General features: G+C 57.3%; 25 protein-coding genes. 14 read left to right on the top strand and 11 right to left on the bottom strand.

Annotated elements, in window-relative coordinates:
* Nucleotides 1–2 precede the first annotated feature (2 nt).
* Genes dctP through R0I78_RS00505 form a run of 4 tightly spaced genes read left to right on the top strand, consistent with a single transcriptional unit; the run spans nucleotide 3 to nucleotide 3,343 of the window.
* Nucleotides 3–1,010, top strand: coding sequence for a TRAP transporter substrate-binding protein DctP (gene dctP, locus R0I78_RS00520; RefSeq protein WP_317073906.1), 1,008 nt, complete (start codon nucleotides 3–5; stop codon nucleotides 1,008–1,010).
* 58 nt (nucleotides 1,011–1,068) lie between these two features.
* The gene (locus tag R0I78_RS00515) at nucleotides 1,069–1,602 is read left to right on the top strand and encodes a TRAP transporter small permease subunit (protein WP_019933397.1); all 534 of its coding nucleotides are present in this window, start codon (nucleotides 1,069–1,071) and stop codon (nucleotides 1,600–1,602) included.
* Nucleotides 1,599–2,915, top strand: coding sequence for a TRAP transporter large permease subunit (locus tag R0I78_RS00510; RefSeq protein ID WP_019933396.1), 1,317 nt, complete (start codon nucleotides 1,599–1,601; stop codon nucleotides 2,913–2,915). Before R0I78_RS00515 ends, R0I78_RS00510 begins: the two co-directional genes overlap by 4 nt.
* 5 nt (nucleotides 2,916–2,920) lie before the next feature.
* A complete protein-coding gene (locus R0I78_RS00505) occupies nucleotides 2,921–3,343 on the top strand; it encodes a universal stress protein (protein ID WP_317073905.1) in 423 nt (140 codons plus the stop codon).
* 95 nt (nucleotides 3,344–3,438) lie between these two features.
* Here R0I78_RS00505 and R0I78_RS00500 read toward each other — a convergent pair whose 3' ends face one another.
* Together R0I78_RS00500 and zntR are read right to left on the bottom strand one after the other, a co-directional pair.
* Nucleotides 3,439–4,725: a purine/pyrimidine permease gene (locus R0I78_RS00500; RefSeq protein WP_317073904.1), complete on the bottom strand. Its 1,287-nt coding sequence runs from the start codon at nucleotides 4,723–4,725 to the stop codon at nucleotides 3,439–3,441.
* A gap of 177 nt (nucleotides 4,726–4,902) precedes the next feature.
* Nucleotides 4,903–5,331 carry a Zn(2+)-responsive transcriptional regulator gene (zntR, locus tag R0I78_RS00495; RefSeq protein ID WP_317073903.1) on the bottom strand — a complete coding sequence of 143 codons (429 nt, stop codon included), beginning with the start codon at nucleotides 5,329–5,331 and terminating at the stop codon, nucleotides 4,903–4,905.
* Between the two features lie 200 nt (nucleotides 5,332–5,531).
* Here zntR and purH point away from each other — a divergent pair, with 200 nt between their 5' ends.
* Both purH and purD read left to right on the top strand, forming a co-directional pair.
* Complete coding sequence (gene purH, locus R0I78_RS00490) at nucleotides 5,532–7,115, top strand: bifunctional phosphoribosylaminoimidazolecarboxamide formyltransferase/IMP cyclohydrolase (RefSeq protein WP_317073902.1); 1,584 nt, start codon at nucleotides 5,532–5,534, stop codon at nucleotides 7,113–7,115.
* 15 nt (nucleotides 7,116–7,130) lie between these two features.
* Nucleotides 7,131–8,417 (top strand): phosphoribosylamine--glycine ligase, encoded by a 1,287-nt coding sequence (gene purD / locus R0I78_RS00485; RefSeq protein WP_317073901.1) that lies wholly within the window; start codon nucleotides 7,131–7,133, stop codon nucleotides 8,415–8,417.
* A 95-nt stretch (nucleotides 8,418–8,512) separates the two neighbouring features.
* Here the strand turns inward: purD and R0I78_RS00480 are convergent, their stop codons facing one another.
* The 4 genes from R0I78_RS00480 to R0I78_RS00465 form a co-directional block, all read right to left on the bottom strand.
* Nucleotides 8,513–8,905, bottom strand: coding sequence for a CbiX/SirB N-terminal domain-containing protein (locus R0I78_RS00480; protein WP_317073900.1), 393 nt, complete (start codon nucleotides 8,903–8,905; stop codon nucleotides 8,513–8,515).
* Between the two features lies 1 nt (nucleotide 8,906).
* Nucleotides 8,907–9,326, bottom strand: coding sequence for a hypothetical protein (locus tag R0I78_RS00475; RefSeq protein ID WP_019933389.1), 420 nt, complete (start codon nucleotides 9,324–9,326; stop codon nucleotides 8,907–8,909).
* A gap of 122 nt (nucleotides 9,327–9,448) precedes the next feature.
* A complete protein-coding gene (gene hupA / locus R0I78_RS00470; RefSeq protein WP_019933388.1) occupies nucleotides 9,449–9,721 on the bottom strand; it encodes a nucleoid-associated protein HU-alpha in 273 nt (90 codons plus the stop codon).
* Between the two features lie 216 nt (nucleotides 9,722–9,937).
* Nucleotides 9,938–10,849: an NAD(P)-dependent oxidoreductase gene (locus R0I78_RS00465; protein ID WP_156816401.1), complete on the bottom strand. Its 912-nt coding sequence runs from the start codon at nucleotides 10,847–10,849 to the stop codon at nucleotides 9,938–9,940.
* Between the two features lie 106 nt (nucleotides 10,850–10,955).
* Between R0I78_RS00465 and R0I78_RS00460 the strand changes: the two genes are divergently transcribed.
* Nucleotides 10,956–12,932 carry a TonB-dependent copper receptor gene (locus tag R0I78_RS00460; RefSeq protein ID WP_317073899.1) on the top strand — a complete coding sequence of 659 codons (1,977 nt, stop codon included), beginning with the start codon at nucleotides 10,956–10,958 and terminating at the stop codon, nucleotides 12,930–12,932.
* A gap of 97 nt (nucleotides 12,933–13,029) precedes the next feature.
* Here the strand turns inward: R0I78_RS00460 and R0I78_RS00455 are convergent, their stop codons facing one another.
* From R0I78_RS00455 to R0I78_RS00435, 5 genes are all read right to left on the bottom strand, one after another.
* Nucleotides 13,030–13,833: a DUF1338 domain-containing protein gene (locus R0I78_RS00455; protein ID WP_317073898.1), complete on the bottom strand. Its 804-nt coding sequence runs from the start codon at nucleotides 13,831–13,833 to the stop codon at nucleotides 13,030–13,032.
* 16 nt (nucleotides 13,834–13,849) lie between these two features.
* Nucleotides 13,850–15,319: a succinylglutamate-semialdehyde dehydrogenase gene (astD, locus tag R0I78_RS00450; protein WP_317073897.1), complete on the bottom strand. Its 1,470-nt coding sequence runs from the start codon at nucleotides 15,317–15,319 to the stop codon at nucleotides 13,850–13,852.
* Entirely contained in the window at nucleotides 15,312–16,340 is a 1,029-nt protein-coding gene (astA, locus tag R0I78_RS00445) for an arginine N-succinyltransferase (RefSeq protein WP_317073896.1), read from the bottom strand. Before astA ends, astD begins: the two co-directional genes overlap by 8 nt.
* Before the next feature lie 63 nt (nucleotides 16,341–16,403).
* Complete coding sequence (locus R0I78_RS00440) at nucleotides 16,404–17,618, bottom strand: aspartate aminotransferase family protein (RefSeq protein WP_317073895.1); 1,215 nt, start codon at nucleotides 17,616–17,618, stop codon at nucleotides 16,404–16,406.
* Between the two features lie 385 nt (nucleotides 17,619–18,003).
* Nucleotides 18,004–18,585, bottom strand: a complete 582-nt coding sequence (locus tag R0I78_RS00435) for an aminodeoxychorismate/anthranilate synthase component II (protein ID WP_317073894.1) — start codon at nucleotides 18,583–18,585, stop codon at nucleotides 18,004–18,006.
* 174 nt (nucleotides 18,586–18,759) lie between these two features.
* Here R0I78_RS00435 and R0I78_RS00430 point away from each other — a divergent pair, with 174 nt between their 5' ends.
* The 7 genes from R0I78_RS00430 (at nucleotide 18,760) to R0I78_RS00405 (ending at nucleotide 22,680) form a co-directional block, all read left to right on the top strand.
* The gene (locus R0I78_RS00430; RefSeq protein WP_317073893.1) at nucleotides 18,760–19,254 is read left to right on the top strand and encodes a hypothetical protein; all 495 of its coding nucleotides are present in this window, start codon (nucleotides 18,760–18,762) and stop codon (nucleotides 19,252–19,254) included.
* The gene (locus tag R0I78_RS00425) at nucleotides 19,251–19,814 is read left to right on the top strand and encodes a hypothetical protein (protein ID WP_317073892.1); all 564 of its coding nucleotides are present in this window, start codon (nucleotides 19,251–19,253) and stop codon (nucleotides 19,812–19,814) included. Before R0I78_RS00430 ends, R0I78_RS00425 begins: the two co-directional genes overlap by 4 nt.
* Nucleotides 19,815–19,887: 73 nt before the next feature.
* Nucleotides 19,888–21,021: an AAA family ATPase gene (locus tag R0I78_RS00420; protein ID WP_317073891.1), complete on the top strand. Its 1,134-nt coding sequence runs from the start codon at nucleotides 19,888–19,890 to the stop codon at nucleotides 21,019–21,021.
* A gap of 127 nt (nucleotides 21,022–21,148) precedes the next feature.
* Nucleotides 21,149–21,523 (top strand): hypothetical protein, encoded by a 375-nt coding sequence (locus R0I78_RS14905; protein ID WP_410506559.1) that lies wholly within the window; start codon nucleotides 21,149–21,151, stop codon nucleotides 21,521–21,523.
* A gap of 30 nt (nucleotides 21,524–21,553) precedes the next feature.
* Entirely contained in the window at nucleotides 21,554–22,126 is a 573-nt protein-coding gene (locus R0I78_RS14900) for an AAA family ATPase (protein ID WP_410506558.1), read from the top strand.
* 12 nt (nucleotides 22,127–22,138) lie between these two features.
* Nucleotides 22,139–22,291, top strand: a complete 153-nt coding sequence (locus R0I78_RS00410) for a hypothetical protein (RefSeq protein ID WP_317073890.1) — start codon at nucleotides 22,139–22,141, stop codon at nucleotides 22,289–22,291.
* Nucleotides 22,292–22,332: 41 nt separating this feature from the next.
* Nucleotides 22,333–22,680: a hypothetical protein gene (locus R0I78_RS00405; RefSeq protein WP_317073889.1), complete on the top strand. Its 348-nt coding sequence runs from the start codon at nucleotides 22,333–22,335 to the stop codon at nucleotides 22,678–22,680.
* Nucleotides 22,681–22,789: the final 109 nt, after the last annotated feature.

Genomic DNA, 22,789 nt, shown 5'->3' with positions numbered 1-22,789 from the left:
ACATGAACAGACTCTGGAGCACTGCCCGCACCAAGATTGCCGCCTCTCTGATTGCCGTTGCCGGCATGGGCGTTACCATGGAAGCCATGGCCGCCGACGTGACCTGGCGCTTTACCAACCTTTACTCCCGTGGTACCGCCTTTGGCGATGTATACCAGTCTTTTGCAGACAAAATTGAAGCCGACTCCAACGGCCGCATGAAAATCAACATGCTCTATGCCGGCGAAGGCGTCGACACTAAAGGTATTGTCAGCGCCACCAAATCCGGCCTGCTCGACATGGCCGCTCCTTTTCAGCCCATGCATGCCGGTGAAATTCCCTTTGGTGTGGTAGAAGTGGGCCTGCCCGGATCCAACGGCAGCCTGGAAGAGCTGAACCAGCTGTTTCATGAAAAAGGCTGGAATGAAGTACTGACCGAAGCCTACGACCGCCACAACCTGGTGTGGCTGGCTCCTTATTTTCAGCCTGGTGTTTATGTCATCACCAAAGAAAAAATTGAATCCATTGACGACTTCAAGGGCCTGAAAATTCGTGCGCCCGGTGCCTATGGCCGCTTCTTCCGCGAGCTGGGTGCCTCTCCGGTTAACCTGACCTGGGGTGAAACCTACACCAGCCTGGCCACCGGCGTGATTGACGGCACCATCGGCTCCAACCTGATCGACCACCGCGACGGCAACTTTGCCGAGGTGGCCAAGTTTATGTATCCGGTGCCGGTGTCGAGTGCTCAGGCGCTGCCGGTGCTGGTCAACAAAAATGCCTGGAACAAGCTGCCGGACGACCTGAAAGACGTGGTCCGCAACGCTGCCAAATGGCATGCAGAGCAACAGGCCGAAAAATCGGCCCTGTGGGAGCAGGAAGCGGTAGCCGATATGGAAAAACAAGGCCTTACCTGGAGCCCCGCAGCGTCCGATGCCGACAAACAACAGTGGCAGCAAGCTGCTGAAGCAGTCTGGGCCCACTATGGTAAAACCGATAAATACAGCTCTCGCCTTGTTGAGCTGATGAAGTAAGCCTGACCACTGCCCCGCGGCTGCGGGGCAGCCTGCACAACCCTCATCCGGATGTATCATGAAAACACTGCTTCGCTTCTGGTGCAGAGGCACCGGCTGGCTGGTGGCGGCCACCAGCCATACCATTTCTCTGGCGCTTCCCCTGCTGGCAGGCACGGTTGCCTTTGAGGTGTTCTCCCGTTATGTACTCGACCGCCCTACCCTCTGGGCCTATGACGTGTCGCTGTTTTTATTCGGCTATATCGGTGCCCTGTGCGGCGCTCATGCTCAGCTGAAAAAGTCTCATATCAATGTGGATATTGCCTATCTGGCGGTCTCCCAGCGCTGGAAAAACATTTTTGATCTGCTGGCCAATACCCTGGGCGGCTTCTTTTTGCTGGTCATTGCCAGCAAGGGCTGGGAAAAGGCGGTAGAGGCCATGGAGTTCGGTTATACCCGTCAGTCTGAATGGGCCCCGTCCATCAGTCATTTCTGGATTATGGTCACGGCGGCTGCCGTGCTGTTTTTAATGCAGTTGTCTGCAGACATGATCAAGGACGCCTGGCAGCTGGTGACCGGTGATACCCTGATGAACGAGGAAGAACAACCATGAGTATTGAACTGATCACCGGCCTGCTGCTGCTGGGCGTGCTGGTGTCCTTTATTATGGGTGCTCAGGTAGGCCTGGCACTGGGCGGCGTGGCCATGTTGCTGGGCTATGCCACCTGGGGTGAAGGCATTTTTAATATTGTGCCCACTACCATAGAAAGCACCCTGTTCAGCTTTGTGCTGCTGGCCATTCCGCTTTATATCTACATGGGCCAGCTGCTGACCCGCTCCGGCATTGGCGATGCCATGTTCAAGGCCAGCCAGCTGGTGATTGGCCGTATTCGCGGGTCGCTGGCTATCAGCGTGATTGGCGTTTGCTCCATGATCGGTGCCATGGTGGGCATTATCGGGGCCGGCATCATGACCTCGGGCAGCATTGCCCTGCGCCCCATGCTGGAGCGCGGCTACGACAAAAAGCTGGCTCTTGGGGTGATTATGGCCGGCGGTGGCCTGGGCATTCTTATTCCGCCCAGCATTCCCATGATACTGTTCAGCTCCACCACCCAGAATTCAGTAGGCAAAATGTTTATTGCCGCCCTGATCCCGGCCCTGCTGTCGATCACCGTGATGGTGCTGTATGTGATCATCTCCTGCAAACTCAACCCCGGCCGCGCGCCCATGGGCCATGCGCTGGACGTGCCCAAAAACAAGCGGGAAAAGTTAATCACACTGCGTGACGGCTTTATGGCTCTGGGCCTGATTGCCCTGGTGCTGGGCAGCATTATCAGCGGTGTGGCCACACCGACCGAGTCCGGTGCCATTGGTGTAGTGGGTGCCCTGCTGCTGGCCATGCTCTATAAACGCTTCAAACTGAAAATGATGCAACGCTCCGGTGCCGAAACCGCATTGCTGGTGAGCGTGGCCATCTGGATTGTACTGGGTGCCTCGGTATTCAGTAATTTTCACCTGCTGATGGGCGTGCAGGGCATGGTGGCTGACTTTGCCGCCGGCCTGGATCTGCCCCCCATTGCCATCATCATCATGATGCAGGTGGTCATGCTGCTGCTTGGCTTCATTATTGATGAAATGATCATCGTACTGATCTGTGCGCCACTGTTTACCCCTATTGCCGTCAGCCTGGGCTATGACCCTATCTGGTTCGGCATTCTGATGATTCTGAACATTGAGATAGCGGTGCAGACTCCACCCTATGGCTTTGCGCTGTTTTACCTCAAGGGCATAGCGCCTCCCGGGGTGACCATGATGGATATTTACAAGTCCATTCTGCCCTTTGTGGCGCTCAAACTGGGCGTGTTGATCCTGTGTATGCTGGTGCCGGAAATTGTGACCTGGCTGCCCAATAAACTGATGGGGTAACGAATATGTTCAAGGAAATTTTACTGCCGCTCGATTTTGAGCACGAATATCTTACCGCCCGGGTGGTGGAGTCGGCACTGCGCTTGTGCCACCCGCAAGGACGTATTCATCTGTTATATGTGAACCCGTCCCGGGTACATCATGCCGCCGCGCCTTTTTACTCAAAAGAGCTGCTGGAAAAGCAGGATGAGGCGATAAGAGATCAGTTATCCAGCTTCATGCAGACTTATATTCCTGCCGAACATCAGGGTCGTATGGAGGTACGCCACGGTGTGGTGTATGACACCATTCTGGCCCGGGCAAAGAAGCTGGCAATCGACATGATTATTATGCCCGCATCCCGTCCCGGGGCCGAAACCTACCTGCTGGGCTCCAACTCTTCCAAGGTAGTGCGCCACGCCGACTGCGCCGTGCTGGTGGTGCGGTAAGAGCTCCAACCCCACCCCTGCCCTCCCCTTATCCAAGGGGAGGGAGCTACAGACGTTTCCTCTCCCCCTTGTTCAAGGGGGAGGTTGGGAGGGGGTTAATTACTCCGGCCTCTCGGCCAGAGCTGCTCCATGGCCAGCGCCAGCAGGGTGCCGGTAAGCAGGCCGTTGCCCAGCAGGTATTGCGCCATGCTGGGAAAATGGCGGTACAGGCCGGCGGGCAGGAACATGCAGCCCACGCCCAGCAACAGGGCCACGCCCACTATGGTGCTGGTGCGGTTGTCCATGCCTTCTTTGGTAATCAGCTGAAACGCCAGACTCACCAGCTTGATAAAGGTGGCCAGCAGGGCGGCGTTGGCCACCGGTGCCGGCAGCAGCGACAGCACCCCTACCGCATCCGGAAACAGCGCCACCAGCGCCAGCAAGGCACAGGCCAGAATAAAGGGCGCGCGTCTGTCTTCGCCGCTCAGCTGAATAAAACCGGCAGTTACCGGCAGCGGCACCACGGCGATGGTGGCAAAGCTGCCTGCCAGGCCATGACTGATACCGGATGCCCAGCTGCTGCGGTTAATCACAGCGTTATCATCACGCTGGCGCTCGGTGACCACCGCCGATACAGCGGTAACCGCCGCTATCTGGTTGGAAAACAACAGCAGGGAAAACAGCACCGCCACCACCAGCATGCCTGCATCCAGCCTTGGCAGGCCCCAGGCAAACAGCTCGGGCAAACCCAGCTCGGCGTTATTGGCAGCCGTCCCGCCAGACAAACCAAACAGCCAGAATGCCAGCCAGCCCAGCACTATGCCCACCAGCACCGCATAGGTGCGCAACACCGTATGGCGGCTGAAAGAGCACAACAGTACTCCCAGAAAAACCAGCAGACCAATCAGCAGCACCGGCAAGCTCATGGCACCAGTGCGCGGATCCGTGACCATGCCACGCACAAACACCCCGGCCAGCTGCACCACCAGCAGCAGGATAAAACAGCCGGTGACCAGGGGCGTAAACAAAAACAGCAGACGGTGCACCTGCCTTGCCACGCCCAGCACCAGCATAATAAGCCCGGCCACCAGCACGCCGCCGGAGAGCAGCCGCAGGGTGTCGAGGCTGTCAAGACCCTGCTCACGGCCGATATAAGCCATGACCACAAACACAATGGCCCAGGATCCGGCGGGGCCGTCGGCAATGGGATAACGGTGCCCCAGCCAGGCCTGCAGCCCGGAGCTTAACCCCACCACCAGCAGGGTGCGCTGCACCAGACCGGCCACCTCATTGCTGCCAAGATCAAAGGCCTGGCCCAGCACAATGGGCAGCGCCAGGGCATTGGCCAGCAAAAACACAAACCACTGAGTCACGCTCAGCCCCCACCCCAGGTGGTGTCGCATGAAAAATCTCCTGTAACAAACAATGAAGGAATGTCTGTAGCTGCCGCTTCAGCCGGCAGGGCGTGCAACGCACGCCTTTAACTCAGGTGCCTGCATCATTGCGCCGGCTAAAGCGGTGCCTACGGCTCTACACAGGCACAACAAGACAGGCCACCGGTGGTGGCCCTTTCAGGGGGCTTAACGGGCGTTATTGTCGGTATTCTCAAGCTTGCCGTCCAGCGCCTCCAGAATGGAGCAATGCTCGGCGCTTTCCTGGCCGCCACAGCAGGCGTCCGACAACTGGCGCAAAGAGCGGCGAAATTGCTCCAGCTCACGAATGCGCTCTTCCACGTCCGCCAGCTTGGTGTCGGCCACCGCTTTTACTTCCCGGCAGGTCACCCGGCAACTGCTGATGCGCAGCGCCAGCAGCTCCTCAATGTCTTTCAGGGAAAAGCCCACCTTTTTGCTGCGCAGAATAAAGTGCAGGCGTTTTTTATCCTCTTCGCTGTATTGCCGGTAACCGGTGGGGGTGCGCAAACTGGGCACCAGCAGCCCTTCTTTTTCATAAAAACGCAGGGTGTCGGGCTTGATGCCAAAGGCGCTGGCCAGCTCGCCAATTCGATACATGTTTTTCTCCTTGTTGTACCGGTCTAATTACATATAAAGCCTCTTTACGCCAAACCAAATAGTCCGGCAAGGGGCGGCAAAAACGGGTAGAATATGCCGCCTTCTGTTCTGGCGTGCCAGGCGGTTTGGTAAAGCCGGTGCCATTATTTGCGCCGATTTTACCAAACCCCCCGATGAATCGTTAAAGGAACGAGAACATAATGGAAACTGCCCGACCCATTCGCCGTGCTCTGCTGAGTGTGTCCGACAAACAAGGTATTGTGGCATTCGCCCAGGGGCTGCATGCCCGTGGCGTGGAGCTGCTGTCCACCGGCGGCACCGCCCGTCTGCTGGCGGAGCAAGGCCTGCCCGTCACCGAAGTATCCGACTATACCGGTTTTCCGGAAATGATGGACGGCCGCGTCAAGACCCTGCATCCCAAGGTACACGGCGGCATTCTCGGTCGTCGCGGCCAGGACGACGCCATCATGAACGAGCACGGCATTGCGCCCATCGACATGGTGGTGGTCAATCTCTATCCTTTTGCCAATACCGTTGCCAAGGCCGACTGTACGCTGGAAGACGCCATCGAGAACATCGACATCGGTGGTCCCACCATGGTGCGTGCCGCAGCCAAAAACCACAACGACGTGGCCATCGTAGTAAACGCCAGTGACTACGACCGCCTGCTGGCTGAGCTGGATGCCAACGGCAACAGCCTGACTCAGGCCACCCGCTTTGATCTCGCCATTGCCGCCTTTGAGCACACAGCCCAGTACGACGGCATGATCGCCAACTACTTCGGCACCATGGTACCGGCCTATCACCAGGCCGCCGAGGGTTCAACGTTCCCGCGCACCGTGAATTATCAGTTCACCAAGAAACAGGATCTGCGCTACGGCGAAAACAGCCACCAGAGCGCCGCCTTCTACGTCGAAAACAACGTCGATGAAGCCTCCGTGGCCACCGCCACCCAGCTGCAGGGCAAGGAGCTGTCCTACAATAACATCGCCGACACCGATGCAGCACTTGAGTGCGTGAAGGAGTTCGATGAGCCGGCCTGTGTGATTGTGAAGCACGCCAACCCCTGTGGCGTTGCCCTGGGCAAGAACCTGCTGGAAGCCTACGACCGCGCCTACCAGACCGATCCCACTTCTGCCTTTGGCGGCATCATCGCCTTTAACCGCGAGCTGGATGAAGCCACTGCCCGCGCCATTATCGAGCGCCAGTTTGTGGAAGTGATCATAGCGCCGTCCATCAGCGCCGAAGCGAAAGCCGCCGTGGCCGACAAGAAAAACGTGCGCCTGCTGGAATGCGGCCAGTGGAGCAGCCGGACCGGTACCCTCGACATCAAGCGGGTGAACGGCGGCATTCTGGTGCAGGACCGGGATCAGGGCATGGTGGACATGAACGATCTCAAGGTGGTGTCCAAGCGCCAGCCCACCGAGGAAGAGCTGAAAGACCTGCTGTTCTGCTGGAAGGTGGCCAAGTTCGTCAAGTCCAACGCCATTGTCTATGCCAAGGGCAGCCAGACCATAGGGGTGGGTGCCGGTCAGATGAGCCGGGTATACTCCGCCAAAATCGCCGGCATCAAGGCCGCCGACGAAGGCCTGCAAGTAGAAGGCTCTGTGATGGCATCCGACGCCTTCTTCCCCTTCCGTGACGGCATTGACGCCGCTGCCGCCGCCGGCATCAGCTGTGTTATTCAGCCCGGTGGCTCCATGCGCGACGACGAAGTGATTCAGGCCGCCGACGAGCACGGCATGGCCATGGTATTTACCGGCATGCGCCACTTCCGCCACTGATAGCGAGGACACAGCATGAACGTATTGGTTATTGGCGGTGGCGGGCGTGAACACGCCCTGGCCTGGAAAGCCGCCCAGTCACCCAGAGTAAACAAGGTATTTGTGGCTCCGGGCAATGCCGGCACCGAGCTTGAGCCTGCGCTTACCAACGTGGCCATTTCCGCCACCGATATTCCGGCGCTGCTGGCCTTTGCCAGGCAGGAGCAAGTGGAGCTGACCATAGTGGGCCCCGAGGCCCCCCTGGTGGCCGGTGTGGTAGACGCCTTTGAAGCCGAAGGTCTGGCCATTTTCGGCCCCACCGCCGGTGCCGCCCAGCTGGAGGGCTCCAAGGCCTTTACCAAGGATTTTCTGGCCCGCCAGCAGATTCCTACCGCCGCTTATCAAAACTTCACCGAGGTGGAGCCGGCACTGGAATATCTGCGTGAGCAGGGTGCGCCCATCGTCATCAAGGCCGACGGCCTGGCCGCGGGCAAGGGCGTGATTGTGGCCATGACCCTGGAAGAAGCCGAAGCTGCAGTGCGCGACATGCTGGCAGGCAACGCCTTTGGTGATGCCGGCAGCCGTGTGGTAATTGAAGAGTTTCTGGAAGGCGAAGAAGCGTCATTTATCGTGATGGTGGACGGCGAGCATGTGCTGCCCATGGCCACCAGCCAGGATCACAAGCGCGTGGGCGACCAGGATACCGGCCCCAACACCGGCGGCATGGGTGCCTACAGCCCGGCGCCCGTGGTGACTCAGGAAATCCATGATCGCATTATGGAGCAGGTTATTATGCCCACGGTGCGCGGCATGGCCGACGAAGGCCATGTGTACAAGGGCTTTCTGTATGCGGGCCTGATGATCGACCAGGCCGGTCAGCCCAAGGTGATCGAGTTTAACTGCCGCTTTGGCGATCCGGAAACCCAGCCCATTATGCTGCGGCTCAAATCCGATTTGGTGGAGCTGTGTCTGGCAGGCTGCAAAGGCGAGCTGGATAAAGCCACTGCCGAGTTCGACCCGCGCGCCGCTGTGGGCGTGGTGCTGGCCGCCGGCGGTTACCCCGGAGCTTACCGCCAGGGCGATGTAATCACCGGCATTCCTGCCGAAACCGAAGGTGCCAAGGTGTTCCATGCCGGCACTCAGTTCAAGGGCGAGGACGTGGTCACCGCCGGCGGCCGGGTGCTGTGCGCCACCGCCCTGGGTGAAAGCGTGAGCCAGGCTCAGGCCAACGCCTATGAGCTGACTCGTCAGATCAAGTGGAATGATGTCTTCTTCCGCAACGATATCGCCTGGCGGGCGATAGCACGGGAACAGGCGAAATAAAAGCTGAAAGTGAAACGGGGCCATTCTGGCCCCGTTTTTTTACCCCCTCCCGGCCTACCCTTGTCAGGGGGAGGAGTAAAAACTCCCTCCCCTTTTTAAGGGGAGGGTTGGGGTGGGGTTTCGTCATCACCCTGCAACTGCCCTGCCAGCCACTGATCAAAACCGGGCACGGCCCCCAAATGGGGTAACAGCGTCAGTTTTACTCCGGGGTATTGCTCTTTCTTTTCTGTCAGCACAGATGGCAGGTCGTTCACCACGTGTTTGCCTTCCGCCAGAAAATAAGGGAACAGAGTAATGTCTCTGGCACCGGCGGCCACCTGAGCATCAATTACCTGGCCCAAAGACGGTTCGGCCAGCTCCCAGAAGCCATGACCCACCAAATCAAAGCCGCCTTTCATGGCGGCTGTCATGCGCTGGGCGAACCCCGCAATTTCCTCATTGGCAGCCGCCCGCCGGCTGCCGTGAGCGACCAGAATAAAGCCTTTCATGTTATTCCTTGTTCATACACACGTCCGGCGGCTGAGCCGCCAGCACATCCACACAAAAGTCCCAGCAGGCAATACGGTAGTGCTGAATGTCTTCGTCGAGATGGGAACCCTGAGTCTCCTGATGAAACCAGGTTAAAAAGCGGGACGGGGTGATCAGCTGCACCTGGCTGTCGATATCGTTATCTTCTTCCAGCAGCTCGGGCACATCGGCCCCTTCCAGCACGCGATAACCATACAGATGGCCAAAGCTGAGCCAGTACACAATGTGCGGCGGCGTGTCCATATCAGACGGCACCCCCATGGCCAGCTCTAAACAACCGCTCCATACGTCCTGATGCAGCTCAGTTAACATTAAACCGGTAGCCAGGCCGTGAGCACCGGCCCAGGGCACGGCAACCTGACGAATTGCGTTCACTTCCATTACAGCCTCCCAGGTTAGGGGCAGGACCTGACCTCAGTTATAACAATCTATTGATCGCGGGGGCAAGTGACGTGATAAAAAAACCCGGCCTGAAGCCGGGTTTGGAATGGGCAGAGCGCGTCTTAGTTGACCGCGTCTTTCAGCGCTTTGCCGGCAACAAAAGCAGGAACGTTTGCTGCAGCAATCTGAATTTCCTGGCCGGTTTGCGGGTTACGACCGGTGCGGGCGGCACGATGGTTTACCTTGAAGGTACCAAAGCCTACCAGTTGTACCGGATCGCCTTCTTTCAGGCTTTGAGTGATACCGTTCAGTACTTCTTCCAGGGCAGCCTTGGCCTGCGTTTTGTTCAGGTCGGCCTTGGCGGCGATTGCATCGACAAGCTGAGTCTTGTTCATAAGGTATCCTTTCTCACTTGGCATTAAGCGGTTGCCCACTCTATTCAAATTAGCGGCCCAAGCAAAGCCTTTGGCCTGGTGCCTGTTATCAAGTGCCGTTGTTTTGTGCGGAAATTGCGGAAAATATCACATTCCACAGGTGATACACTCAAGGTGAGCCTTGAGCTGTGCTCAGCATAGCCGAGCCCATGGGCCTCTGCCAAGGCCCGTCACCACTCAGGACTTGAGATCCCGAATCACCACAGTGGAGTCACAGCGGCCCATGCCCTGCTCCAGCAAACGCTCATAAACCTGATGCACATGCTCGGTCAGCGGCAGTTTGAGGCCTTGCTGCGCGGCTTCGTCGAGACAAATGCCCAGATCCTTATGCATCCACTGGGCGGCAAAGCCAAAATCGAACTTGTCGTCGGCCATAGTCTGAGCACGGTTTTCCAGCTGCCAGCTCTGGGCGGCACCACCGGCCAGCACGTCAATCAATGTCGGAATATCCAGGCCTGCTTTCTGAGCGATCATCAGGCCTTCGGCAATGCCCTGCACGGCCCCGATCACGCAGATCTGGTTGACCATTTTGCAGCGCTGACCGGCACCCACGGGGCCCAGCCGGGTCACCTTTTTGCCGTAGGCCGCCAGCACGGGGGCTGCCTCGGCCACATCGGCTTCATGGCCGCCAATCATAATGGTGAGCGCGCCGTTTTCTGCGCCCAGCTGACCGCCGGACACGGGTGCGTCAATAAAGCGCACTCCCTGTTTGCCGGCAGCGTCCGCCAGCTCTTCCGCCAGTCTGGCCGAGGTGGTGGTATGGTCAATCAGCAGTGCCCCTTCCTTAATGCCCGCCAGCACGCCCTCGTCGCCATAGATAACCGAGCGCACATCGTCGTCGTTGCCCACGCACACCATCACCATGTCGGCCCCCTGAGCGGCTTGCGCCGGAGTCGCCCCGCTGGTGCCGCCAAAACGGGCCGCCCAGTCCGCCGCCTTAGCTGAACTGCGGTTATATACACACACTTGGTGGCCCGCCTGCTGCAGGTGTCCGGCCATGGGAAAGCCCATCACGCCCAGTCCGATAAATGCCAGTTTCATGGTTTGGCTCCTTTTAATAAATGAATAATACCGGCGGCATGATCCCATGCTCCACCAGGAGTAACAAGGTGCCCGCACTGCGACAATATGCCGCATTGTACTGATTCAGGGCGAGTTTTACTCTCATGGCCTCGTTTCGCAAGCGCACATTATCATGAAATATCAGTACCTTGTTTCGCTCAGCCTGCCGCTGCTAGGTGTTGGCACCACTTATGCCAGTAACAGCGAGCCGGTTTATCCGGCCACTCCCATTACCATTACTGCTTCGGCGCTCAGCGCGCCCGGCGAAGTACGGCTGGATCCCACCAATCCGGTGCAGCCCATTCCTGCTGCCGACGGGGCCGGCCTGCTGAAAACCGTGCCCGGCATCAGCATTACCCGCAAGGGCGGTATGGCCGGCGATCCGCTGTTGCGCGGCCTGGGCGGCTCACGGCTGTCCATTACCAGTGACAATAATTATGTGCTGGGCGGCTGCCCCAGCCGCATGGATCCCCCTACCGCCTATCTGTTCCCCCGCTCCTTTGATGAAGTGATTGTCACCAAAGGGCCACAAACCGTGACTCAGGGGCCGGGGCTGGTGGCGGGCTCGGTGCAGTTCAAGCGCCACCCGCGCTATTACAGCGAGCCCGATTTTATGCTGGATGCCGGCATGACCACCGGCAGCGGCAATCGGTTTGATGCCTTTGCCGCTCTGGAGGCGGGTAACGCACTTGGTTATCTGCGCCTGAATGCCAATCACAACGAAGCCGGCAACTACAAAGACGGCAGCGGCAACCGGGTGAACTCTGCCTACGATAAAAACAGCCAGAGCCTGCAGCTGGGCCTGACGCCGGACGATCTCAGTCTTATTGAGCTGTCTTATGATCGCAGCCGGGGCCAAGCCGCCTACGCCGACCGCAGCATGGACGGCAGCAAGTTCGACCGGGACGCCTGGAGCATCAAGCTGGAGCGCCAGGCCATTACGCCCTGGCTGGGCAAGCTGCAGCTGCAATATGGCCACAGCGAAGTGGATCATGTCATGGATAACTACAGCCTGCGGCCGGTGCCGGTGATGATGGGCAAGCCCATGTATATGGCCATGAATCCGGATCGCACCACCGACACCGCCCGGTTGCTGGCCGAGCTGAACCTGGGCGCACACCAGACTCAGGTGGGCATAGACTGGATGCAGGACGCGCACCGGGGCCGCATGGCCAGCGGCATGACTCAGGCCGACGCCGATGCTTACCGCCAGCTGCCCCGCCAGGACAATCAGTCTTTTGAAAATATAGGGGTGTTTGTAGAAAACAACTGGTTGCTGACTGACAAGCAGCAACTGATAAGCGGTGTTCGCCTCGACAAAACCGAGGCCCGTTTTGAAAAGCTGCCTGCCAGTTCGTCACTGAAAGAGCAGGATTACTACCTGCATGCGGGGTTTGTGCGTCTGGAGCACAGTCTGCAGGACTGGACCTGGTATGCCGGCTACGGTCAGGCCGAGCGGGCACCGGATTTTTGGGAGCGCAACCGCAACGGCGCACTTGAAACCGAAACCAACCACCAAATAGATGCCGGCGTGCTTTACCGCCATGGGACACTGAGCGGCTCTGTGTCTGTGTTTGCCGGTTATGTGGACGACTTTATTCTGGTAGACAATTATTCCGCCGACAAAGCCCGCAATGTTAATGCCCGCCGTATGGGCGGCGAGGCCGAGCTGAACTGGCGCTTTGCCGATAACTGGACCCTGGGCTCCAATGTGTCTTACACCCATGGCCAGAACCTGAGCGATGATATTGCGCTGGGCCAGACCCCGCCGCTGGAGCTGAACACCACGCTCGGCTACGACAACGGCGTTCAGGAAGTGGCACTGCTGATGCGCAATGTGGCCGGGCAAAACCGCTTTGCCGACGGTCAGGGCAATATTATTGGCCAGGACACGGGCCCCTCTGCCGGCTTTACCGTGTTCTCACTCAATGCCGGCTGGCAGGTAACACCCACGGTAAAACTGGCCACCGGCGTCGATAACCTGCTGGATAAAGACTACAGCGAGTTTATCAATAAACAGGAAAGCTACCCGCTTGGCGATAATCCGGTAACCGGCCGTATCAGCGAGCCCGGCCGACAGTGGTGGGCAGAAGTGCAGATTAGTTTGTAAGCTAACCCCACCCTCCCCTTACAAAGGGGAGGGAGTTATTTTCCGCGGAGTGCAACCCCACTGCTGTCTCTCACACTGCTGGCTATGGTAAACACCTTCAGCCACTAGCTGTGTTGGTGCTTTCAAAGATCTTGTCTGCCGAGGCGGCCACAAAGCCGGTGTAGAGCTCACCGTCGGGCTTGGGGTAACGTAGGGCAAACTCGTAAAAGCAGCTGGGCAGTGAGGCTTCACCGTCGGTGAACTGTACCAGGGCAGTGTCGGCCATGGTGGAGGATTGCTCCAGCAGCACATCGGGGGAGCCCTTGATCTCGCCGCCGGCGTCATTGAGGCGGAATCCGGCCTGCTTGAGTGCACTGTTGACCGCGTCCAGACTGTCATAATCCTCTAGGTGATTTACGCTCACAGTAAAATGATTGGCCCGGTAACCGTATACCGCCATCCAGCCGGCGTATTCACTTTCTGCCGCCAGGGTTTTGTAATCGGCATGGGAGATTTGCCAGGGCGCGCCAGAATAGAGAAAGTCTTTTTGCTCCGGCAGGGTGTCGTCCACCTGATCAATCAGCCCCGCCACTATGCGCTGCAGCGTAGGCGAGCACTGCTCCAGCAGCAGTTCACTGATAAATACCTTGGGCGCAGCCGGGTCTGGATGTTCATAATGGCGGGCATAGAGCTTTTTGGCCTCGAAGTGATATTCACCCTTTTGCTCATAACCCAGCGCCAGAAAATGCGCCGCCAGCTTGTCCAGGCCCAGTTTGGGGTGATTAAAGGTACGAAAGGCCACATGATCGTTCACAATGGCCTTGCCGCCGCCCAGCAAATCATGAATTTTCAGCGCGCTGGGGGTCACGGTTAAATAGTGTTGCCAGAGTGCCTCAAACAGTTCATCAACAGAGGTATGCATAACCGACTCCTGTGAGTTAAAAACTGAGCCCGGGTGACAATGTGCCCGGCATTTCAAGGCTGTCGCCTTCCACCGAGGCCACCGGATAGGCGCAATAATCTGCGGCATAATACGCACTGGCCCTGTGATTGCCGCTGTCGCCCACACCACCAAAGGGAGCGGCACCGGAAGCACCGGTGATGGGCCGGTTGCGGTTTACAATGCCGGCGCGAATATGGCGATAGAAGTAGTCCCAGTCGGCTTCGCTGTCGGACAACAAGCCCGCCGACAGGCCATAGCGGGTGCGGTTGGCCAGGCTCAGCGCCTCGGGCAAATCATTAAAGCGAATCACCTGCAGCAGCGGACCGAAATATTCTTCATCGGGCAGCTGATCAATACCGGTCACATCCACTATGCCCGGCGACACCAGGCCGGTGCCCGGCTGCAGGTGTTTCAGCATCAGCAGCGACTCGCCGCCAAAGGCCAGCAAATGCGCCTGAGCCGCCACCATGCCACGGGCGGCACGCTCGGAGATCATGGCCCCCATAAAGGGCTGAGGGTCGGCGTCGTAATGGCCCACCCGAATGGCCTTGCTCACTGCTACCAGTCGTGCCAGCAGCCGGTCACCGGCCTCGCCCACGGGCACCAGCAAACGACGGGCACAGGTGCAGCGCTGACCGGTAGTAATAAAGGCCGACTGAATAATGGCATGCACGGCGGCATCCACATCAGCCACCTCAGTGACCACCAGCGGATTATTGCCGCCCATTTCCAGCGCCAGAATTTTGCCCGGCTGACCGGCGTACTGCTGATGCAGCAACTTGCCGGTATTGGACGAGCCGGTAAAAAACAGGCCGTCTATGCCGTCGTGGGCTGCCAGCGCCTTGCCGGTGCTCACTTCGCCCTGCACCAGATTGAGCACACCGGCGGGCAAACCTGCTTCATGCCACAGACGCACGGTTTCCTGGGCCACCATGGGCGTGAGCTCAGAGGGCTTGAACACCACCGTATTGCCGGCGATCAGCGCCGGAATAATATGGCCGTTGGGCAAATGGCCGGGAAAGTTGTAGGGGCCAAACACCGCCACCACACCGTGAGGCTTGTGGCGCACAAAGGCCTGAGCACCGGCCATGGGGTTTTCCACCGTGCCGGTGCGCTCAAAGTAGGCTTTTTCGGACAGGCCGGCCTTGCCAATCATGGCGGCCACCTCAGTAAGCGCCTCCCATTCGGGCTTGCCGGTTTCCCGAGCAATCAGCTTGGCCAGCTGCGGCTTGTGCTGCTCCAGCAGCCCGGCAAACGCCTTGATAATGGCCAGCCGCTCTGCCACCGAACGAAACGCCCAGTCGGCACTGGCGGCCCGGGCGGCGGCCACGGCGGCATTCACCTGCGCCTCGTCGGCGGCCGCGCCCTGCCAGACCACCTCGTTTTGGGCCGGGTCGAGGGATTCAAACACAGCGCCCGCTCCGGTCAGCCACTCACCATTGATATATTGCACGGCTTCAGTCATTGCGTTTCATCTCCACTGCCCTGACGGTATCTCCGTCCTCCACCTTCAGCAGGCTGGCTACCGCTCTGGTCATCACCGCCTGCCCCTTTTGTTCATTAATGGCCATCTCTCCCAACAGCGCTCTGAACCCTTCAAAACGGGTATTGCTGACAAGGTGTGTCTGCGCCCTGACCGGATGACCAATTTGTACCGTTAACCGGCGACTGTTGCGCAGGGTACGAATATTGTGCACCTCGCACTCCACTGTGGGGCCCGCATCAAAAATATCGACATAGCCACGCCAGGAAAACCCCTCTTCTTCCAGCAGGTGCAGCGCCGGCCGGGTTTTATCGTGGGTTTTGCCGATCACCGCCCGAGCTTCTTTAGACAGCAAGCTCACATAAATGGGGTATTTGGGCATTAAATCGGCAATAAAGCCTTTCTGACCAATACCGGTGAGGTAATCCACGGTGGGAAAGTCCATGGAGAAAAAGTGCTCCTGCAGCCAGCTCCAGAAGGGGCTGTTGCCACCCTCATCAGACACGCCGCGCATTTCTGCCAGAATGCGCCGGTCAAACAGCTCGGAAAACTCCGCCAGAAACAAAAACCGGCACTTGGATAACAGCCGGCCGTTCATGCCGTGACGGGCGGGCTCGCGCAGAAACAGGGTACACAGCTCACTGACGCCGGTGTAATCGTTAGTGAGCGTCAGGGTTTCCACTACATTGTGAATACCCAGCTTGCGGGAACAATGCACCTGCTTGCCCAGCAAGTAGGTATAAAAGGGAGAAGTCAGCCCCACCGCCGATTCCAGCGCCGTGGTGCCCAGCACTTCACCGGTGTCACTGTCTTCGGCCACAAAGAAATACAGGCAATCCCCCTTGCCACCGGCACGGCTGGCAAAAGAGGTTAATGAATGATCAATTTTCTTCTGCAGCAGCTCGTCGTTTACCGGCAGCGACGTAAAGCCATGCCCCGACTCAATGGATATCTGCTTGAGAATGGCGAAATCACGCTGCTCTATGGGTCTTATCACCAGCATGCAGCACTCCTTATGACGAAATGAGCGGGGCACCCTGCCCCGCCGTTAACGGCAGCTGTGATATCAGCCGTTCACTACCTTTGCCACGGCTCGCTCAAAGCGAGCCAGGCCTTCCAGCACCTCTTCTTTGGTGATCACCAGCGAAGGCGCAAAGCGCACCACATTGGCTCCGGCAATCAGTACCATCAGGCCTTCCTCGGAAGACGCCTGCAAAAAGTCCTTGGCGCGGCCGGCAAACTGCTCGTTCATCACGCAGCCCAGCAGCAGGCCTTTGCCACGAAATTCCGAGAAACAGCCATATTTGGCATTGATCTTCTCCAGTTCTTGCCGATACCAGCCTTCGCGCTCTTTCACACCAGCCAGCACCTCGGGCGTGTTAACGGTGTCAAAGGCGGCCTCGGCCACGGCACAGGCCAGCGGGTTGCCGCCATAGGTGGAGCCATGAGTACCGGGCTTGAGTGACGCCGCAATATCGGCGCGGGTAAGCATGGCACCGATGGGGAAGCCACCGCCCAAGGCCTTGGCACTGGTCAGTATGTCGGGCGTCACGCCGGTACCCATATAGGCATAGAGGGCACCGGTGCGGCCCACGCCGGTCTGCACTTCATCAAACACCAGCAGCGCCTTGTGTTCATCACACAGCGCACGCACCGCTTTCACAAACTCGGGATCAGGGCTGATAATGCCGCCCTCGCCCTGCAACGGCTCCATGACCACGGCACAGGTACGCTCCGACATCATCGCCTTGAGCGCCTCGAGATCATTGTAGGGAACATGGTCAACATCGGCGGGTTTAGGGCCAAAACCATCGGAATAGGCCGCTTGGCCACCGACGGTGACGGTAAAGAAGGTACGGCCGTGAAAGCCCTGATTAAAGGCAATGATCTGGGTTTTTTCGGCATTAAAGTGCTCAATGGCATAACGGCGGGCCAGCTTGAGCGCGGCCTCGTTGGCCTCGGCACCGGAGTTGCAAAAATACACCCGCTCGGCAAAGGTGGCATCCACCAGCTTTTTACCCAGGCGCAGCGCCGGCTCGTTGGTCCAGACGTTACTCAGGTGCCAGAGCTTTTCGCCCTGCTCCTTGAGCGCGCCCACCAGCGCAGGATGACAATGGCCCAGACAATTCACCGCTATGCCGCCGGCAAAGTCGATAAACTCCTTGCCCTGCTGATCCCACACCCGGGCACCCTGGCCACGAACGGGAATGCTCTGAGCCGGTGCATAGTTGGGCACCATGACTTCATCAAACAGTTCTCGGGTAACCGCCATATCAGACATTTTATCTTCCTCCATTTACCGCAGCATGCTCTGCGATAAAAGTTAAATCCATGTAAACACGAAAGCATTATTGCAAAGTAACCATAACTTGTCTCTATGATAAGTCACAATTCTGGTGGTTTATTTTGCCAGCAAAATAACTGTAGTCATTTATCTTGCATAAGCTCGCAACGCCACGGGTTTAAGCCGGCAGTAAGCACACTCCGGCTGCATAAACACGCATTACTATTATTCCTTTCGTCGCCAGCACTTGCGAGCGAGAAAGCCTGATAGGAAAAATAAGAAAAACTTATAGTATGGAAGGGCAAAAAGCAGGGCTTACAGATCTGGTCACTCCAGGCCTGACCCGGAGTCTGAAACAAGCAAGCAGCTGTTTGCAGTATCACTACAGGATGTTTAAAAAATTTCCCAGCAGCTGATGGCCACCTTGGGTAAGAATGCTCTCGGGGTGAAACTGCACACTGTGCAACGGCAACGTTTTGTGTTGCATGCCCATGATCTCGTCGCGCTCACCCTGAGCGTTTTCACTCCAGGCAGTCACCTCAAAGCAGGCCGGCAGACTGTTAGCCTTTACCACCAGCGAATGATAACGGGTCACGGTAAGCGGATCGGGCAGGCTCGCAAACAATCCGCCGCCGGTATGGCGAATGGCCGAAGTCTTGCCGTGCATCACTTGCCGGGCCCGCACCACTTCGCCGCCAAACGCCTGGGCAATGGCCTGATGCCCCAGACACACGCCCAGAACTGGCAGCTCACCGGCAAAGCGTTCAATGGCCGCCAGTGACACGCCTGCCTCATTCGGCGTGCAAGGGCCGGGCGAAATCACCAGCCCCGCCGGCCGCAGTGCGGCAATCTCGTCCAGGCAGATGTCGTCATTACGGCGCACCACCACCTCCTGCCCCAGCTCACCGAAATACTGCACCAGGTTCCAGGTGAAGGAATCGTAGTTATCGATCATCAGCAGCATATTGCACTTATCTCTTTGATTTTATTAAAACAGTAAAGCCTTACACTGCTTTGATACCCGCTCACACGGAACTTTAACAGCTAGTGTACAGGCCCATAGTTTACCTTTTCCCGGTCGCCTGGGTCGATGTGATATGCTCCCGAAGATCAAGGGTGCTAACCACCAGGAGTCAGAATGACAGCACAACTCTCTGAAACATTGAATTATCAGGGCCGGCAGCTGGCCATGTGCACCACTCCCCTTTCCCAGTTTCAGGCCATAACGGATAGTCCGAGTTTTCAGCCCGGCTCTACCGCCCTGTGGCGTGGTTATCGGGGATGCTGGGAGATAATCGACGACCGTCTGTATCTGGTGAAGCTGAACGGCACGCTGAGCAGTGGTGAGCAAGCAACGCTTGCCACCGTGTTTCCGGGCTTTCCCGAACGGGTGTTTGCACACTGGTACACTGGCGTCATTCGCATACCGCAGGGTCAGTTGCTGGAATATGTGCATGCTGGCTATGGCAGCCGTTATGAGCAGGACCTGCTGCTGGAGTTCGCCCATGGTGTACTGATGAACAGCCAGGTAAGACACAACGGCACCAGCTCAGGCGCAAGTGATTCCGGTGGTTACACAATAGCGGCCATGACCACGCTGGCAACGGCACCTGAGGGTGAGGACAAACCATGATGCTTTATTTTCTTGGATACATGCTGATGGGCCTGCTGGTACATATGCTCATGAGATTTTTGCATCAGCGCTCTCTCGCGAGAGCCGGCGAAACAGACATACTCGTCAGCATTCTTGATAAAGAAGCCGATTGGTTGGATAAATGGCTGCTGACCCCACTGGTACACGTGCTGATGACCGCTTTCTGGCCTGTGCTGCTGCTGGCACGACTGTGGATTGCCATAAAGCCAGAAAAGCCACTCCCGGAAGAAAAACCCTTTTCGGTACAAGCTGAAGATCTACAGCAACAACTGACCATTACCGAGATAGAGCAACGCCACTATATATCTGATCCACTGGGAGCCGTGCCCGCCCTCCCCTTTGGCCACCTGCACTCAGCCTGGCTGGCGTTTATGGAAAAGCTGCAACCTGATGATGAAATCTGGTCTTTCGACGCTGTATGGGAAAACAGCTGGCAGCGTAAAGAGCATTTGGCCGGGTATGTGATCAGGCGTGACGGTGTCATCAGTGATGAGTGCTTTTACACCACCATCAGAGCGTTGGATTCTGAGTCTACCTGAAAATAATTCTTCCCTTAAATGGCTGACTGAGCCGGCACTCAACAGCGATATTGCTCAGTTTTAGAGGATTCCCATGAAAAGTGCTTTAACCAAGTTGAGCATCGCGGGCTTCAAGTCGATTCGTGAGCTGAACGACTTTGAACTGCACCCGCTCAACGTGATTGTGGGTGCCAACGGAGCTGGCAAAAGCAATCTGCTGTCATTTTTTAAAATGCTGCGCGCTCTGATGGACGGTACCCTTAATCGTTATGTGCGCGACAACGGCGGTGCCGCCGACCTGCTGTTCAATGGCAGCAAGGTCACTCGAAAAATGACTTTTGAGACCCACCTTGGCGACCGGGGCTTTCGCTTTAGCCTGGTGGCAACCCCAAGCAACGGCTGCGCCATTGAAGATGAAGCTTTTTACGGCAATGATGCTCACAATGGCCAAAGCGGCTGGCGAATGCTGGGCAACAATGAGGATGGCAAGTCCAACATGGTGGCGGAACTGAAGCGGAATACTCTTCATGCTTCAAACTATCACCCGCTCTTTGAGGCCATTGCTTCCTGGCAGGTTTATCACTTTCACGATACCGGCCCCACCGCTGCCATGCGCAAATACGAAATTGTGCAGGATAACCAGTACCTGCGCACCGATGCCGCCAATATCGCGCCATTTTTACTCAATTTAAAAGATCGTCACGCCAGCTCCTACAAGACGATTGTGGGTACTGTGCGTCTGGCTATGCCCTTTTTTGACGACTTTATTTTGCAACCCAGAATCAGTGGTGCCAAGGAAGAGGTTAATCTTAGCTGGCAGCAAAAAGGTTCCGATACTCCCATGCAGCCCTACCATCTCTCCGATGGCTCCATGCGCTTTATTTGCCTGGCCACCGCCCTGCTGCAGCCAGCCCCACCCGCCACCATTGTGATTGACGAGCCCGAATTGGGTCTGCATCCTTATGCCATTACTCTGCTAGGAGCCCTCATTCGCTCGGCGGCCACCCGCACTCAAGTGGTAATTTCTACCCAGTCAGTACCACTGCTCAATGAGTTTTCCATTGAGGATCTGGTTATGGTGAAACGGGAGCAAAGCGCCTCTGTGCTCAAACGCCTTGATGTAAGGCAGTTTGAGCACTGGCTCGAAGATTATTCAGTGGGTGAGCTGTGGCAGAAAAACATTTTGGGCGGCAGACCGTCACCACATAACAGGTTTGAGCATGATTAAAGAACTAAAACTGACCAATGTTGGCCCCGCTCCGTCCATGGAACTGTAGTTTGGTAAGCGCCTTAACCTGATCACCGGAGACAACGGACTGGGCAAAAGCTTTTTGCTGGATATTGCCTGGTGGTCGATGACCCGTAAATGGCCATCCGAGATCAACCCAAAGCTGACGGTAGGCAAAAAAGTGCAGCCTCGGCATAAGGGTGAGTCGGCTATTAGCTTCTCCTTTTCAGGCAAGGTGAAAGACGTCAGCTACGAAAGCAGCTATGAGCGCCGGGAACAAGCCTGGACCGGCAATGCCGGACGACCTGCCAATCCCGGCCTGGTGCTTTATGCCATGACCGATGGCAGCTTTGCCGTGTGGGATCCAGCCCGCAACTACTGGCAAACCCGCAATGGCGTGGATATACAAGAGCGCCGCCCGGCCTATGTGTTTGCGCCCGATGAAGTCTGGCAAGGGTTAAAGGCCGATGACGGCACAGTGCTTTGCAATGGTCTTATTTAGGACTGGGCCAACTGGCAAAAGGAAAAAGGGGTGGCGTTTAAGCATTTGGTGCAGGTGCTGAAGGTATTGTCTCCTTCCGAGAAAGAAGTACTGCAACCGGGCGAACTGACCCGCATCAGCCTGGATGAAGCCCGCGATATTCCCACCATTCGCATGCCCTATGGCCAGGATGTGCCGGTAGTGCATGCTTCCTCTGGAATTCGCCGAGTAATTGCTCTGGCTTATTTTCTGGTCTGGGCCTGGGAGGTACATCGCAAAGCCGCAGACCTGCTGCAGGAAGAACCCACTCACCAGATAGTGTTTCTGATCGATGAAGTAGAGTCACACCTTCACCCCAGCTGGCAACGCAGCATTATTCCGGCCCTGCTATCGGTAATGGAAAAGCTGACCAAGCGCCCGGATGTGCAGTTAATCACCGCCACTCATTCGCCGTTGATCATGGCCTCGGTAGAGCCGGTATTCGACTCCACAAAAGACGCCTGGTTTGATCTGGACCTGGAGCAAGGCGAGGTAAAGCTGCGACAGCGGCCGTTTGTTCGCCAGGGCGATGCCTCAAGCTGGCTGACCAGTGAAGCCTTCGATCTGGAAAGTGCCCGTTCCTGAGAAGCAGAAGCCGTGCTGGCTGAGGCTACCCAAGCGCTCAGTGATCCCGGCTTTGATGCCGATGAGGCAAAAAAACTGGATGCCCGGCTACGTCGGGTGCTGAGTGATACCGATCTCTTCTGGATGCGCTGGCGTTTTGTAGCTGAGAAAAAGGGGTGGCTTTAACATGCTGCATGTACCCCCTCAGCCCGAGCCCGCTGACTTCGATGCAGAAGTGCGGCAAAAAGGACTGGCCCATCTGCTGCCTGGCCTGCTCGCGCATGAACAGCCGGAAAAATGATTATGAGGATGTGCTGGACCCTTTTGTCATCGAAAACGGTCTGTTTCGCCTTGAACTGGTGTCAGGCCATATTTACCCAAACCCGGAGCTGCAGTCCTCATTGCTGGATGAGGTAGACGCCTGCATTCAGCGACTGAAACTTGATGACGAGGGCTGCAAGGAAGTCCGTGCCCGCCATTTTTGTGATTACATTCAGGGCTTTTATACTGCTGAGTTTCTGCGGCAGCGCTCGCCTTTTGTGTGGTTTGAAGCACACCGCCAGGGACTGTTGTAAAAGACGACTGCACAACTCCTCTGTCCCAGTTTCAGGCCATAACGGATAGCCCAAGTTTTCAGCCGGCTCTACCGCCCTATGGCGTGGTTATCGGGGATGCTGGGAGATA

The organism is Oceanimonas sp. CAM02 (genome assembly GCF_032842915.1).
Lineage (GTDB): Bacteria > Pseudomonadota > Gammaproteobacteria > Enterobacterales > Aeromonadaceae > Oceanimonas > Oceanimonas smirnovii.
This window is presented reverse-complemented; position numbering and strand designations above follow the sequence as displayed.